Source organism: Wolbachia endosymbiont (group A) of Lasioglossum fulvicorne (assembly GCF_964028605.1).
GTDB lineage: Bacteria > Pseudomonadota > Alphaproteobacteria > Rickettsiales > Anaplasmataceae > Wolbachia.
Genome location: NZ_OZ034798.1, coordinates 783,826 through 798,411, shown reverse-complemented (window position 1 = coordinate 798,411; position 14,586 = coordinate 783,826). Strand labels below are relative to the sequence as shown.

The 14,586-nt window shown below is 35.7% G+C and carries 11 protein-coding genes, 1 tRNA gene and 1 pseudogene; 8 read left to right on the top strand and 5 right to left on the bottom strand.

Annotated features, from left to right (window positions below):
- Positions 1-4: 4 nt before the first annotated feature.
- Both ABWU71_RS04300 and coaD read right to left on the bottom strand, forming a co-directional pair.
- Positions 5-196 carry a zinc-finger domain-containing protein gene (locus ABWU71_RS04300; RefSeq protein WP_151808017.1) on the bottom strand — a complete coding sequence of 64 codons (192 nt, stop codon included), beginning with the start codon at positions 194-196 and terminating at the stop codon, positions 5-7.
- A gap of 68 nt (positions 197-264) precedes the next feature.
- Positions 265-771, bottom strand: coding sequence for a pantetheine-phosphate adenylyltransferase (gene coaD / locus ABWU71_RS04295; protein ID WP_353284109.1), 507 nt, complete (start codon positions 769-771; stop codon positions 265-267).
- 81 nt (positions 772-852) lie between these two features.
- Between coaD and ABWU71_RS04290 the strand changes: the two genes are divergently transcribed.
- The 4 genes and pseudogenes from ABWU71_RS04290 (at position 853) to ABWU71_RS04275 (ending at position 3,413) form a co-directional block, all read left to right on the top strand.
- Positions 853-925 (top strand) — tRNA-Phe (locus ABWU71_RS04290).
- 80 nt (positions 926-1,005) lie between these two features.
- Positions 1,006-2,019: a glutamine amidotransferase gene (locus ABWU71_RS04285; RefSeq protein WP_353284899.1), complete on the top strand. Its 1,014-nt coding sequence runs from the start codon at positions 1,006-1,008 to the stop codon at positions 2,017-2,019.
- A gap of 305 nt (positions 2,020-2,324) precedes the next feature.
- A pseudogene (locus ABWU71_RS04280) lies at positions 2,325-2,517 on the top strand (IS4 family transposase); the annotation flags it as partial.
- A gap of 36 nt (positions 2,518-2,553) precedes the next feature.
- Positions 2,554-3,413 (top strand): IS630 family transposase gene (locus tag ABWU71_RS04275; RefSeq protein WP_353284108.1). Its coding sequence is split into 2 segments (ribosomal slippage): positions 2,554-2,878 and positions 2,878-3,413, totalling 861 coding nucleotides; the frame shifts between segments, so codons are not numbered across the junction.
- A gap of 78 nt (positions 3,414-3,491) precedes the next feature.
- Here ABWU71_RS04275 and putA read toward each other — a convergent pair.
- The gene (gene putA / locus ABWU71_RS04270) at positions 3,492-6,632 is read right to left on the bottom strand and encodes a bifunctional proline dehydrogenase/L-glutamate gamma-semialdehyde dehydrogenase PutA (RefSeq protein WP_353284107.1); all 3,141 of its coding nucleotides are present in this window, start codon (positions 6,630-6,632) and stop codon (positions 3,492-3,494) included.
- Positions 6,633-7,163: 531 nt separating this feature from the next.
- Here putA and ABWU71_RS04265 point away from each other — a divergent pair.
- On the top strand, positions 7,164-8,336 hold the full coding sequence (locus ABWU71_RS04265) for an MFS transporter (protein ID WP_353284106.1): 1,173 nt from the start codon (positions 7,164-7,166) through the stop codon (positions 8,334-8,336).
- 325 nt (positions 8,337-8,661) lie between these two features.
- Here the strand turns inward: ABWU71_RS04265 and acnA are convergent, their stop codons facing one another.
- Together acnA and secB are read right to left on the bottom strand one after the other, a co-directional pair.
- The gene (gene acnA, locus ABWU71_RS04260; protein WP_353284105.1) at positions 8,662-11,247 is read right to left on the bottom strand and encodes an aconitate hydratase AcnA; all 2,586 of its coding nucleotides are present in this window, start codon (positions 11,245-11,247) and stop codon (positions 8,662-8,664) included.
- 607 nt (positions 11,248-11,854) lie between these two features.
- Positions 11,855-12,358, bottom strand: coding sequence for a protein-export chaperone SecB (gene secB / locus ABWU71_RS04245; protein ID WP_353284104.1), 504 nt, complete (start codon positions 12,356-12,358; stop codon positions 11,855-11,857).
- A gap of 164 nt (positions 12,359-12,522) precedes the next feature.
- Between secB and ABWU71_RS04240 the strand changes: the two genes are divergently transcribed.
- From ABWU71_RS04240 to ABWU71_RS04230, 3 genes are read left to right on the top strand one after another with little or no spacing between them, the layout of a single operon-like run.
- Positions 12,523-13,173, top strand: coding sequence for a Tim44/TimA family putative adaptor protein (locus ABWU71_RS04240; protein WP_353284103.1), 651 nt, complete (start codon positions 12,523-12,525; stop codon positions 13,171-13,173).
- A 17-nt stretch (positions 13,174-13,190) separates the two neighbouring features.
- Positions 13,191-13,886, top strand: coding sequence for a DNA polymerase III subunit epsilon (dnaQ, locus tag ABWU71_RS04235; RefSeq protein ID WP_250295339.1), 696 nt, complete (start codon positions 13,191-13,193; stop codon positions 13,884-13,886).
- A gap of 44 nt (positions 13,887-13,930) precedes the next feature.
- A complete protein-coding gene (locus tag ABWU71_RS04230) occupies positions 13,931-14,539 on the top strand; it encodes an SCO family protein (protein ID WP_353284102.1) in 609 nt (202 codons plus the stop codon).
- Positions 14,540-14,586 lie beyond the last annotated feature (47 nt).

Here is a 14,586-nt window from a genome sequence, read left to right as displayed (position 1 = left end):
GCCATTAGAGGTCATCCCTAGTCAGCTCCCCAACCGCTTCTACAGTGCAGTCATGGACAAACGTCTTTTCACAATAAGGGCAGGCTATTTCCTCTTCTTCTCCCATATCTAAATATATTAATGGATGGCCGGAACCCTCATCATTCTCATCACCATGACAACAAACTTTTCTATTATTAACCCTCACTTTTGACATGCTACTCCTTTAGCTTACAACATTTTATATATTAAATATACCTATCCAGAAATAAAAAACAACAAGCACTATTCTCCATTTTTTATCCTATTCAGGTTAATCAATTCGCTTTGAACGCCTTTTGATACAAATTTGCTAACATCTTCTCCTAATCTTGCTATTTCCTTTACAAAACTTGATGAGATAAATTGAGTATCTTCAGAAGCAGGAAGAAATATGGTTTCGATTTCAGGAAGAAGTTTATAATTTACCCAACTCATTTGAAACTCGTAATCAAAATCCGACACCGCTCTTAATCCTCTAATAATAACAGAAGCATTCTGCTCTTTGGCAAACTTCACTAGCAACCCATTAAAAGATATAACATTTGCATCAATTCCTAGTCCTTTGATTTCATTTTCAGCCATGCTTGTGCGTAGCTTTGTGTCAAAGGCAGTATGCTTATTAACGTTTTCTGCAACTCCTATTATTAATTTATCGACTAGTTTACACGCTCTTTTGATTATGTCAATATGCCCAAAAGTTATAGGGTCAAATGTGCCAGGGTAGATTCCTGTTCTGTTATTAACGTTCATCCTTTATTTTTATATAAACTACTTTAAAAACTTTTGATAGACATAATAACATTTTTTATCTAAAAATAAAAGTATATAGTTGGCCTGATAGCTCAGTTGGTAGAGCAAAGGACTGAAAATCCTTGTGTCGCTGGTTCGATTCCTGCTCAGGCCACTTTCTCTTTCTTGGCAAACTTGCCTTTTTGTTATAAAATACTCTATATCGTAATATAAATATTAGAGAGGCAAGTTATGGTGTATAAATATTACAATAAAGTATTTAACATCTTATTAATTATAGTTCTATTATTAAGTAATATTACTTATGCTGGCGTTAGTGAAAAACCGGCATCTCAACATGTAACCAGAAAAGAAGAACCAGCGTCAACTGTCTTGACGGCAGAAAATACAGTAAATAATGACATAGTTGTTGGTTTATTGAAAAAGGAAGGAGCATTTGGGTGTGAGGTATCTCAAATTTATGAGATATTCAATAATTTTGGAGTTAAAACCGTACTCATTGATTACAATAAAATAATTAACCTAACAGGAATCCAAGAAAAGTCGCTTATCTTTGCAAAACAAGATGAAGTGTTGGCGCTAGCACTAGACCGAATAAAAATTGAAGTTGCACGATTCATTAAAGAGCAAAAGATAAATAGAATATTTATTCTAAATGATCTTCATCAGCCAAAAACTCGCATTGCTGATTTTTACAACGATCTTGCTACTAAAGCAATTGTAAAAATAGTAGATGACAATCCTGCAATTCATTTACTTGGCATATGTGGTGGGTTACAAGACATTATGCGTGCAAAAGGAATTGAAGTAGCGGGTTATGAAAGACAGCAAAAGACCCATTTAATGTCAGCGCTTAATCCAAAGCAGGAAGATGTGCCTTTACAACAGATAAAGATTGTTCCAAATAGTCGTTTAGCAGAAGTGATAGCCAAATTCCTAATACCTGATGAAAATGGTTGGTTTTCAACATATTTTCCAGATGCTAACTATGCTCTCTCAAAAGTAGTAAGTAATACGCCAGAAAATAGAAGAAAATTGGAGTCACTTGGATATAAAGTTGCAGCATTTTCCAGTGAGGGGGTAATAGAGGCTATTGAAGATAAGCATGGTAATGTTCACTTTCAAAGTCATCCAGAAGCCCTTGTTGTGAAGTCAGATAAAAGCCTCTATTTATCAAATCACAAGGAACGTCAAGTGTCTACACTAGTTGCTATAGCGATTATAAATGATTTTCTTTATCGTGCTTAATACCTATAACTAAAGTAGCTTAGGCTTACCGACGATTTGATAAACGACAGATTTGTCATGTATCCGTTCAGGCAATGGCGTCAACTTAAGGAAAAATATCAGCGATAGTGTATAAAATTTCTCTCTAAATTTTTTATCATTAAATTATCCAAAGAGTGCAAGAAACAGCACTTTTGTTTCTATTTTATTTCAACAAAAAAGTTTAAAATGTGCCTTTTTTAGGTGAGGCATGCAAAAAGGAAAAGATCTTATCTTAGAACCTGTACATGATCTCAAGAAAGGTATAAATACAGGCTTTCAAGAATTTAAGCATCCAAACAGCTTATCAGGATGAACCTGAGTTGGAGAGGCTATAGACTTATTGCAGCAGATGGTTCTGGTATGAGATTACCCAGCTCTGAGGAAATTGTATCCGAGTTTGAACCAAATGGAACAACAGGCACCATTGGCAATTTGTTTGTTGATTTATGTATAGCTCTTTTCATAGAAGTCCGGATGTGATAAGATAAGGATAGACGATGATAAGGAGGTTGAGTGCCAGCAGCATATAGTTATGACTTAAGGAAAAAAGCAATGGAAGCGCTAGAGGAGGGAGGAAGCAGAGAAACAGTGGCAGCAAGATTTAAAATTGGACGAACTACTTTATGGGAGTGGCAGCAAAGAAGAAAAGAAACAGGAGACTTTCAATCAAAAAAACTTGGAAATGGAGGTTACAATCACAAAATTACCGACTGGGATGCCTTTGCTAAATTTGCCAGAGAAAACGGAGGAAAGACTCTGTCGGAAATGGCTAAACTTTGGGGCAACGTTAGTATCCAAACGATCCACCGAGCTCTCAGAAAAATTGGATTTACGCGCAAAAAAAGACATATGGATACAAGGAAAGAAACGAAGAAAAACGTGCTGAATTCTTAAAAATTATAGCAACAAAAGAACCAGAAAACTTAGTTTATATAGATGAGTCTGGCATTGATAACACAGAGGACTATCCATATGGGTATTGCCAGAAAGGACAGCGGTTTTATGGCCTAAAATCTGGAAAGAAAACTCAACGAATCAGTATGGTTGCAGCCTTAAGTAGAAGAAAGATAGTTGCTCCATTAACCTTTGAAGGCCACTGTAATATGGATGTTTTTAATGGATGGTTTGAGCAATTTTTGACACCGATCTTGGAACCTGGACAGACTGTCATTCTTGACAATGCTACTTTTCATAAGTCTGGTAAGATTATCAAGCTTGCTAGAGGAGTTGGTGCAGAAATTTTGTATCTGCCGCCGTATTCTCCAGATTTCAACAAAATTGAGCATCATTGGTTTGCTATAAAAAACAGAGCTAGGAAAAACATTCCTCTATTCGAATCCTTTCGTCGTGCTGTTGATTCTGCCTTCCTATGACCTGTTCGGACTATTATGAGAAATGCTATAACTGCACGAACGTCTAGTTTAGGGGTAAGAAAAATTAGGGCCTGCAAATTAATCCAAACACATAAGTGTAGTGTTACCGCCAAATGCTGTAGTGTTAACACTTACAACTTTTTCTGTAGAAAAACGCTGTAAATAATGAGGACCACCAGCTTTTGGCCCAGTGCCAGATAGTCCTCTACCACCAAATGGTTGTATCCCAACTGCTGCACCTATCTGGTTACGGTTGATGTAGACATTTCCAACTGATATTTTTTTACTTATAGTGTCAATTTGACTTTGTATACGACTCTGCAAAGAAAACGTAAGTCCATATCCAGTACTATTTATATCACTTATAACTTCATCTAATTGTGATTTGTTAAAACGTATGATATGTAAAATAGGACCAAATACTTCTTGCTTTAATTGCGAAATTTTTTGTATCTCATAAATATATGGAGGAAAGAAATAACCATTATGAGAATTTGTATCCATGGGTACTTTAAATAACAGATTTGAATCTTCGTCCTCTGACATTTTTTGCGTATGTTGAGTTAGCATATCGATAGATGCTTTGTCAATTATTGGACCAATATCAGTACTAAGTTGTATTGGGTCACCAATCTTGAGTTCTTGCGCTGCACCGCATATCATTTTTATCTGCTTCTCTGCTATGTCCTCTTGAATAAATAGCACTCTAAGTGCAGAACAGCGTTGACCACTGCTACGAAACGCAGAAAGCAAAGCATCCATAGCCACTTGCTCTAAAAGAGCGGAGCTATCAACAATCATAGCATTGAGCCCTCCTGTTTCAGCAATAAGTGGCACGATAGGACCATCCCTATTTGCAAGCATTTTATTGATTATTTGAGCAGTTTGTGTTGAGCCAGTAAAAGCTACTCCGGCAATTCTATTGTCTGGAACTAATATTTTGCCTAAATATTCACCATCCCCAGGAATGAGGTGTAACACATTTTTTGGTATCCCAGCTTCGTGTAGTATCTTAACAGCTTCATAGGCAATAATCGGCGTTTGCTCTGCCGGTTTTGCAAGCATCGTGTTACCTGCTGCAAGTGCAGCTGAAACCTGCCCAAGAAAAATAGCAAGTGGAAAATTCCATGGTGATATGCATAAGAAAACTCCCCTGCCTTCAAAAAAGATGAAGTTATCTTCACCTGTTGGCCCTGGCAATTTTTTCCAGTCGCTCAGTTCATTCTTTGCTATCATTGCATAATAACGCAGAAAGTCAACTGCTTCCCTTACTTCTGCTATTGCATCGGATAAAATTTTTCCTGCTTCCACAATCAGAATGTAAATTAACTCTTTCATCCTTTCCTCAAGCAAATCTGCAGCTTTTTCGAGGTATTTAGCGCGCTCTACTGCTGAAACATTCTGCCACTTAGTAAAAGCACTATGTGCTATTTCAAGAGCGTTTAAAGCTTGATCGCTTGTTGCACTTGACACTTCTCCAATTATATTTTCCAAATGTGCAGGATTCACTACTTCGATAAATTCAGCACTATCAAATAGTGCCTTTCCATCAATTATTGGTCCAACTTGCCACTTTTTTTCACTAAAACCCCTTATATCATCTGCAAATTGTGAGACTATCACAGAATCACTAATATCCATCCCCAAAGAATTTTTTCTTTCTGGTCCCAAAATACCTTGTGGTAATGGAATGCCTGGATGAGGTTCATAATTAAAATTTATAGCTTTTTCCAGTGGATCTGAAATTAACTCATCGATTTTAACGTTAGAATTATTTATTTGATTAACAAACGAACTATTAGCTCCATTTTCAAGAAGGCATCTTATAAGATAAGGCAACAAGTAACTATGTTCCCCAACGGGTGCGTAGACACGACAGCTAACATTTGTTGCAAGCTCTGACATTGCATAATCATATAAGTCTTTTGCCATTCCATGTAAGCGTTGAAATTCAAATCCAGGGTGGTTTTTATCAGCAAGTTCCATGATAGAAGCAAAAGTATAGACGTTATGAGTTCCAAAGCATGGGTAAAAGCTGTTTGGTTTACTCAAAAGTTTCTGTGCACACACGAGGTAAGATACGTCAGTATAGCTTTTTCTTGTAAATATTGAGTAATCATTTAATCCCAATTCTTGCGTACGCTTGATTTCTGAATCCCAATATGCACCTTTTACAAGCCTCACCATAATTTTATGATTTGATCGAATAGCAACATCCTCTACAAAGTCAAGAACAGACAAAGCGCGCTTTTGATATGCTTGCACAGCCAAGCCAAGCCCTTCCCACTCAGAAAGTGATTCATCAAGCCGTAATTGTTCAAACAAGATTAAGGAAATTTCAAGCCTTTCTGTTTCTTCTGCGTCTATACATAGTGAAATGTTGTATTTTTTTGCTTCATGACAAAGCTCTAGCAGTTTAGCTCTCAACTCTTCAGCTATATTATCGAATTGGCTGAATTCATAACGTGGATGTAATGCAGACAATTTGATTGAAATTCCATGCGATTTAAAACAATCATTTATTTCAGTGGATTCACCTATAGCTTTTATTGAATGCATATATGAATTAAAATACTCTTCTGCATCCTCAGTTGTGTGAGCAGCTTCGCCAAGCATATCAAAAGAGTATAAAAACTTACTATTGTCATCTAGTTTTGCGTACCTTAAAGCTTCTTCTATGGTTTCTCCAACAACAAAATGATTACCAAGCATAGACATTGCTTGTTTTACTGCTTTGCGAATGATCGGTTCTCCTAAATTCTTAAGTAACTTAGAAATTGCGTAATAGAACTTCGAATCGCCTTCATTATCTCTCAATATACTGCTACCTATCATCAAGCTCCATGTGGAAGCATTAACAAACAACGAAGAAGAGTGCCCTAAATATTTATTCCATTCCTGATTGGCAATTTTATCTTTGATTATTTCGTCTATTGTATAATCATCTGGTATTCTAAGTAGCGATTCAGCAAGGCACATCAATGCTATTCCTTCATCATTGGAAAGCGAGTATTGCTGCATAAAGGAATCTACAATACTTAATTTATTGTGTTTGATTTTTTCAATAACTTGTTTTGCTATATTATAAATTCTATTTTTTGAATCAGCCGAAAGCTCTGTTTTTTCTACAAGGCGACGTACATAACTTTTCTCATCAGTACGATGAAATCCTTGTAAACGTTTTCTGAGTTCATTAGGTTCTTGTATAGAACTTATCATATATAATTATCTCCAAAAAATACTCCGACACCATATGTATGGTGAAATTATATCATAACTTTGCGCAGAGCAAATTGTTATTTACAAAAGGGCTAGGATGAAGAAGCCTAAATGGGAGCCGCAAGTGCAGTTTTGTGAGGAATTAGTAACGCTCCCTTCCTTTAATTTTTCTTAAAATCTCTACCTTTTTGAAAAAAATTTCCATAAATGCGATATTACAGAAATAAAGTTGTTGACTTTATGGCAAAGCTTAGTAGCATGAAATAAGAATTATATTTATAATTTAAAGTGTGATGTACTACAAGCATTCTAATTTCATTATTACTGCTTTCATTATTGTCGGCTGAGGCCGGTACATATCTTTACAACTCTTTTTTATTGTCAAAATTTTTAAATAATTAATAAAGTGAGGTTTTTATGCTTACTATTAAACATAGATGTTTGCCATTTTTTATGTGGTTTTTTCCATTATCTTTTTTTGCATACCAGTTTATCTTACGTCTTTGGCCTGGACTAATGATGCATCAAATCATGGATCAGTTCTCTATAGGTGCTAGCCACTTTGGAGTACTTGCAGCATTTTATTATTATGGTTATTCAGTAATGCAAATACCAGTTGCAATTTTACTAGATAGATTTGGTGCACGATATATTGTTTTTATGTCTGCTATGTTTTGTGGTATTGCTACTTTAATGTTTACATATACAAATAATTTCTACTTAGCAGCATTAAGTAGATTTTTGATAGGGGCATGCTCTGCAACTGGGTTTTTAGGTGTTTCTAAAGTAGTTTCAGAATGGTTTCCTAAAGATCAATATACAAGGATGATAGGTTTTTCATTCACCTTGGGACTTATGGGTGCAATTTATGGAGGCAAACCTATAGGTTTATTAATAGAAAATCATGAATGGCAAAGTGTTGCCTTAACACTTGGAGTAATATCAATAATAATTGGTTTTGCAGCATATCTTGCTTTGCGTTCACCACAAAACACAAAAGTTATGGCTTCAGGCGAGCAATGTAAAATGGGTAATTTGAAATCTATTCTTACTTCTCGACTGATCTGGTGTTTGGCCCTTTCTAATTTTCTGATGGTAGGCTCATTAGAAGGATTTGCTGATGTTTGGGGAGTTGCATATTTAACGACCGCTTATAACTTAAACAAAGGTGATGCAGCTGGTATTATATCATTTATATTTTTTGGTACGCTTTTTGGTGGACCATTGTTAGCCTGGCTCAGCAAAAAATTGGGCAACTATGCCGTTATTACAATGTGTGGATTTGGTATGATACTAGCTTTTATATTATTATTAATGAGCAAAACATATAACACATTTGCACTATCCTGTCTCTTTTTCTTTGTAGGGATTACGTGCTGTTACCAAGTTATAGTGTTTGCTGTAGGTAGCGAATTAGTAGCAACAAAGAATTTAGGAATCGCTATAGCATTTTTAAACAGTATAAATATGTTAGGCGGTTCATTTTTTCACACCGTGATAGGCAAAATCCTAGACTTATCTTGGTCTGGAACTTTAAGTGAAGATGGAGTTAAGTTGTATGATCTTTATGCTTATCAATATGCTCTTAGTACCATTCCAATTTGTGCTTGTTTAGGTGGTACAGTAGTTTTAGTTATAAGCCTGAAGGCAAAAAAACGTATCCGTTCAGCGGAGTGGCAGAATAAGGTAGACAAGGTGATCTAAAAAGATAATCATAGAGTAAATGTGAGGTAAGTCCTTACAATAAATGGTGTCATCCCAGTGCCCGGACACTGGGATCCAGGAATTTTATTAAGTTAGTAAGCATAAAAGTAGCCGTTTTATGTTAAAATACAACGTTTTGATGATTATGAAAAAGCTGGATTCCAGACTGGAATGACACCATTTGTTACAAACTCACTTCTTCTTGATTTTTTGGTTTATCTTGTCTACCTATTTTGCCACTCTGTTGAACAGATACAATTGCGTATTTACTTAAAACTTACAGACAATAAACTTCCAATACTGCTATAATCTTACTGCAATAACTTTAAAAGGATTGTGCAAGTATGTAGCTCAACACTCCACCACACATCAAGTATTTAGTCTCAGTTGCGGTTTGTACACAGCATTTGAGTTGAATTGATTGCTTTGAATTATCCTTTCTCTTGATGATACATTCTAGATTTCCACTCGGCACTATTTCACCTTTTATGCTTATTACCTCGCTACCATCAAATATCTTTCTGGTTATTCCATTTTGGAATATCAGTGGAAGAACACCCATGCCGACCAAGTTGGACCTATGTATACGCTCAAAGCTTTCTGCAACTACAACTTTAATCCCCAACAAGAAAGTACCCTTTGCTGCCCAATCCCTACTTGAACCTGTGCCATACTCCTTTCCCGCCACAATGATGAGAGTTTCCTTGTAACGCATTGCTGCATCGAAAATCGACATAGTTTCTTGAGAAGGAATATATTTTGTATAGCCGCCTTCGATGCTTACCATTTCATTTTTTATTCTAATATTAGCAAAAGTCCCACGCATCATTACATTGTGGTTACCACGACGAGACCCATACGAATTAAAGTCCTGTGGCTCAATTCCAAGATTTTTTAAATATATACCTGCAGGACTACTTGAGGCAATATTTCCAGCAGGGGAAATGTGATCAGTGGTTACGCTATCGCCAAACATTGCCAATATTCGTGCACCTTCTATATCGATTTTATTATTTTTAGGTGATAAATTATCAAAATAGGGCGGATCTTGTATGTAAGTGCTGTTTGCATCCCAATTATAGATTTCACTTTTTTCACACTTTATCTTTCGCCAATGTTCATCACCAGAAAAAACATCCTTATACTTTTGCATGAACATCTCACGTGTTACCACACTTTTAACACAATCTTCGATTTCATTGTTTGTTGGCCATATATCTTTGAGATAGAAATCATTTCCATTCTTATCTTTGCATATTGAATCTTTTGTCAAATCAGTTTGCACAGTACCAGCAAGTGCATATGCAACAACAAGTGGCGGAGATGCCAAGTAATTAGCTTTAACTAACGGATGAATTCTTCCTTCAAAGTTACGATTGCCAGATAAAACTGCAGCAACGGTTAAGTTTTTGTTTTTAATGCCATCTTCTATATCTTTATTAAGTGGACCAGAATTCCCAATGCAAGTTGTGCAACCATATCCAACTAGATTAAAGCCCAAAGCATTCAGATCTACCTGCAACCCTGACTTTTCTAAATATTCTGTTACAACTTGTGACCCTGGAGCAAGAGAAGTTTTAACCCAAGGCTTTGATTTTAATCCAAGTTTAATTGCATTACGAGCTACAAGACCTGCAGCAATCATCACACTTGGATTAGAAGTATTAGTGCAGCTTGTTATTGCCGCAATAACTACACTTCCATCTTGGAGTTTATCGCTTTCCTTTGACTCATTAACTGAAAATGATTTAGAAAAAGACTCTGCCACTTGTGAAAGAAAAACCTTATCTTGTGGTCTTTTGGGACCAGCCATTACTGGCTTCACGCTTGATAAATCAAGTTCTAGTGCGTCAAAAAATGCTAATTCGTCATTGCTGCGCCACAATCCCTGCTCTTTTGAATAGACTTCAACTAATTTGATCAGCTCTTCTGGTCGCCCTGTTAAATGTAAATAATCGAGTGTTTTCTGATCAATTGGAAAAAATCCACAAGTTGCGCCATACTCCGGGGCCATGTTTGCTATAGTGGCTCTATCTGCCAAAGATAAATAATCTAAACCATCACCATAAAATTCTACAAACTTACCAACAACGCCTTTTGTTCTTAGGATATTGGTAACCGTCAGCACTAAATCAGTCGCAGTTACTCCTTCCGACAATCTGCCAATTAATTTAAATCCAACTACTTCTGGAATCACCATACTAATTGGTTGACCAAGCATCACAGACTCAGCTTCTATGCCTCCAACACCCCAACCAAGAACTGATAATCCGTTAACCATTGTAGTATGGCTGTCAGTACCAACTAAAGTATCAGGATATATGACTCCATCATTATTACACACAACTTGCGCTAAATATTCAAGATTCACTTGGTGGCAAATCCCTGTGCCAGGCGGCACTACTCTAAAATTTGTGAAGGACGATTCCCCCCACTTTAAAAATTGATATCTCTCCAAATTTCTTTTTACTTCTAGCTCAACATTCTTACTGAATGCGGAAACACTTCCATAACTATCTACTTGAACAGAATGGTCAATCACAAGATCAACCGGTACAGAAGGATTTATGTTGCTCGGGCTTCCTCCATTTTTCTTAACATAGCTCCGCATTGAAGCTAGATCAACAACAGCAGGAACCCCTGTAAAATCTTGCATCAACACCCTTGCTGGTTTATAGCTAATTTCGTGATTAGTGTGTTTATTAACGCAGTCTGCTAGTACTCTTATGTCATCCAGCTTTACGTTTACTCCATCTTCATTGCGCAATAAATTTTCAAGCAGAACCTTAAGCGAGCAGGGCAATTTAGTCACATCTATTCCTAAAAATTCACTAGCACTACTTAGGCTGAAATAGTTGTATGACTTTCCGTCAATGTTTAAAGTCGTTTTTGCGTTTAAAGAATTATTCATTATGCATAACCATTTTTAAGTGAAAAATCAACTAATGATGTCATTCCAGTGCGTGACATACAACTGTACGAACGTCCCGTGTTGCAGTAGAGTAAGCATAACCACCAATGTCATCCCAGTGCCCAGACACTGGGATCCAGAAAATTTGACTGCAAATAAGCACGCTATACAACACTTTTGATGAAATTGAACAACGAAACTGGATCCACAACTGTACGAACATTGTGATTTGAGAACAATCTCCGCCAGGAAGGGTGTCATCCCAGTGCTTTGGCACTGAGATCCAGAAAACTTAATTTTAAATAAGTACACCAGATAGCTGTATAATAAGAACTGGATTCCAGCGTCACGCACTGGAATGACATCATTTATTATGCAACATCGTGTCACATTGCAACGTTCGTACAGTTGTGAACTAGATCCCAGTGTCACGCACTGGGATGACAAGAATAATTTGCACCTGGATAACAAGGATGAAGTACATTTGGATGACAACTGAATATATAGATCACATTCAAAATTATTACGCATATTCTGCTTCATTTCAGATATTTCCTCCTTTGGTACCTCAGTAGCACAGCTATTTTCAGCTATATATTATACTGTATTAGTTAAAATTGGAATTACTACCGTTACTTTTTTGTTGTTGACCTTGCTGCTCATACATAGTTTCAAAATCTATAGGATCTAGCATCAGTGGGGGAAATCCACCACTACTTGTAACTCTTGCAATTATTTCTCTTGCAAAAGGAAAAAGAAAAGTAGGTCCGCCAATAAACAAAGCTTGTCTTACCTCTTCCTCACTCAACTCTTTTAAATTTTCTATTGAAAAAATACCACAATATTTCGTCTCACAAATAAAAGCTACGCCATCTTTTATATCTTCATCTTTTATCGTTGCTCTGACTTCTATATGCAAAGTAATTTCATGGAAAGATTTTTCTTCATTTACTCCTTCTTTGTTTTCCATTCCTTCTAATTTCGCTGAATTGATATTAACCATTACATTAATATCGGGAGCTCTACTAGAAGAAAGGAATGGCGAATTCGGATTCTCAAACGATAGATCTTTAACATATTGACCGTGAATTCTCATTTTTTGTTGTGGCATTTCTTACGTCCCCTTTAATTAAGTTGAGATATTTAATACTTTCTTATATAATATATTCATTTACAAACGAATAGCAAACCTGATTATAAGTTGATATGAAAAACATATTTTCATTAATAATTAATAATGTTCGGATACTTTATATGCCAAGGAGTTGAGTTACTATGATAGAGCTTGTAATATATGCTTTATTAGCGGCGTTCATTTTTTCACGTTTGTATAATTCTTTAGGAAGGTCAGCCAACCTCAACCTAAAAAACCTAACTAGTGTATTGGATGTAAGCCGAAGTAGAGAAGATGTAGTAGAAAACATTGAGGGTTACATTGATAGCAATGATGAAAATTCAATAAAAGCTACTTATGAACAAATATTACAAAAAAACAAGAACTTCTCCATTTCCCACTTTATAGAAGGTTCAAGCATAGCTTTTGAATTAATAATAAAATATTTCAATCAAGGAAATCTGTCCCAGTTAGAATCTCTCTTGGATAAAGATTTATACAACAACTTCGTAGAGAAGATTAAACATCGTAAAGAGATACACGACTCTATAATTGTTTCTATCGTTTCACAAAAGATTTTAGAAATAAAGCTAGTAAAAAATGTAGTGTTTATTGCAGTATATTTCCTTTCAGAGCAAATTAACTTCGTTAAGAATAATAAAGGAGATATCATATCAGGTAGTACATCCACCATTAATAAAGTTGAGGATGTATGGCAATTCAAAAAAAATGTTAATTCATCAGACCCAAGCTGGTTGCTTGTTTCTATTCACTATAAAAAGACAAATAATGATAAGACAAATGGCAAGTAAGATTAGTTTTATTTGAAATGGAAAGCAAGCTACGCGAAATAGTACTTGACACTGAAACAACAGGTCTTGACACTGGATCTGGTCATCGAATTATTGAAATAGGGTGTGTGGAATTAATTAACCGCATTCCAACAGGTAAAGTATTCCATCGGTACCTTAACCCAGAAAGAGATATACCTTATCACTCGTTTAAGATTCACGGTATTAGTGAAGAATTTTTAGAAGATAAACCATTATTTTCAGATGTTGCACTTGAATTTCTTGACTTTATATCTAATGATATTTTGGTAATTCACAACGCTGAATTCGATGTTAAGTTCCTTAACATGGAGTTAAGCAAGCTGAATGCTGGGTTAATTTCCTCAGACAGAGTGCTAGATACATTACCTCTTGCGAGGAAAAAATTCGCAGGATCACCTGCTTCTTTGAATGCATTATGTAAGCGTTTTGATATATCGCTAGAGAATAGAGAATTGCACGGAGCACTAGTTGATGCTCAATTGCTTGCAAAGGTATATGTTGAACTTACAGGAGGGTTACAAACCTTTCTGTTTGATAATGAATGCAATCAGGACAGTAACTCCACATTCGTTCAGCATAAAGTGCGTAATCTAACTCCCAGAGAACATTCACCAAATAGTGAAGAAATTGATGAACATAAGAAACTGTTAGACAAAATTAACAATACACTTTGGAATAAATATATTGAATAGGTTAACCAATAAAGATACAATTTAATTTTACTGAGAGCATTCTAATGGTAAGGTTTATAAGATTGTTATCTAATGTGCTAGCAGCATTAGCAGTTGTTTTTTTAGGTTATTGTTATTTCACTAAAAAAGGCATATTTGCCCCAGCAGCGATTCACAACGCAGAAGTTAAGATAGGCGGAGATTTTTCTTTAATTAATCAGGACGGACAGATTCTGCGCAGTAGTGATTTTAAAGATAAATACATGATGATTTTCTTTGGGTTTTCCTCATGCAAAAGAATTTGCCCTATGAACCTTGGAATAATTTCAGAAACACTTGCAAAGTTAGATGAGAAAACTAACAACAAGCTGCAAACATTCTTCATCACAGTTGATCCTGAGCGCGATAGCACGGAAAGACTTAAAGAATTTCAACAGCAATTTGACCATAGAATACAAATGCTAACTGGTGAAAGAGAAAAAATAGACGAAGTAATTGCAAAGTATAAAGTATACGCTAGCAAAGTTGGTGGAGAAGAAGAAATCAACCATTCTTCGATAATATATCTTATTGGCCCTGGAGGAAAATACGTTACACACTTTGCAGCCGATTTAAATTCAGACGAAAGTCAATCTGATAAGATTTTGGTTGAGATAAGAAAATACGTAAACTGAATTATAGATTTTTCTGTTAATTAGTCGAGCATGCAACTGCATGAGCA

Excerpts from the sequence above, each read along its gene's own strand:
- ABWU71_RS04300 (WP_151808017.1), bottom strand. The coding sequence starts at position 196 with ATGTCAAAAGTGAGGGTTAATAATAGAAAAGTTTGTTGTCATGGTGAT.
- coaD (WP_353284109.1), bottom strand. The coding sequence starts at position 771 with ATGAACGTTAATAACAGAACAGGAATCTACCCTGGCACATTTGACCCT.
- putA (WP_353284107.1), bottom strand. The coding sequence starts at position 6,632 with ATGATAAGTTCTATACAAGAACCTAATGAACTCAGAAAACGTTTACAA.
- ABWU71_RS04265 (WP_353284106.1), top strand. The coding sequence starts at position 7,164 with ATGGATCAGTTCTCTATAGGTGCTAGCCACTTTGGAGTACTTGCAGCA.
- acnA (WP_353284105.1), bottom strand. The coding sequence starts at position 11,247 with ATGAATAATTCTTTAAACGCAAAAACGACTTTAAACATTGACGGAAAG.
- secB (WP_353284104.1), bottom strand. The coding sequence starts at position 12,358 with ATGCCACAACAAAAAATGAGAATTCACGGTCAATATGTTAAAGATCTA.
- ABWU71_RS04240 (WP_353284103.1), top strand. The coding sequence starts at position 12,523 with ATGATAGAGCTTGTAATATATGCTTTATTAGCGGCGTTCATTTTTTCA.
- dnaQ (WP_250295339.1), top strand. The coding sequence starts at position 13,191 with ATGGAAAGCAAGCTACGCGAAATAGTACTTGACACTGAAACAACAGGT.
- ABWU71_RS04230 (WP_353284102.1), top strand. The coding sequence starts at position 13,931 with ATGGTAAGGTTTATAAGATTGTTATCTAATGTGCTAGCAGCATTAGCA.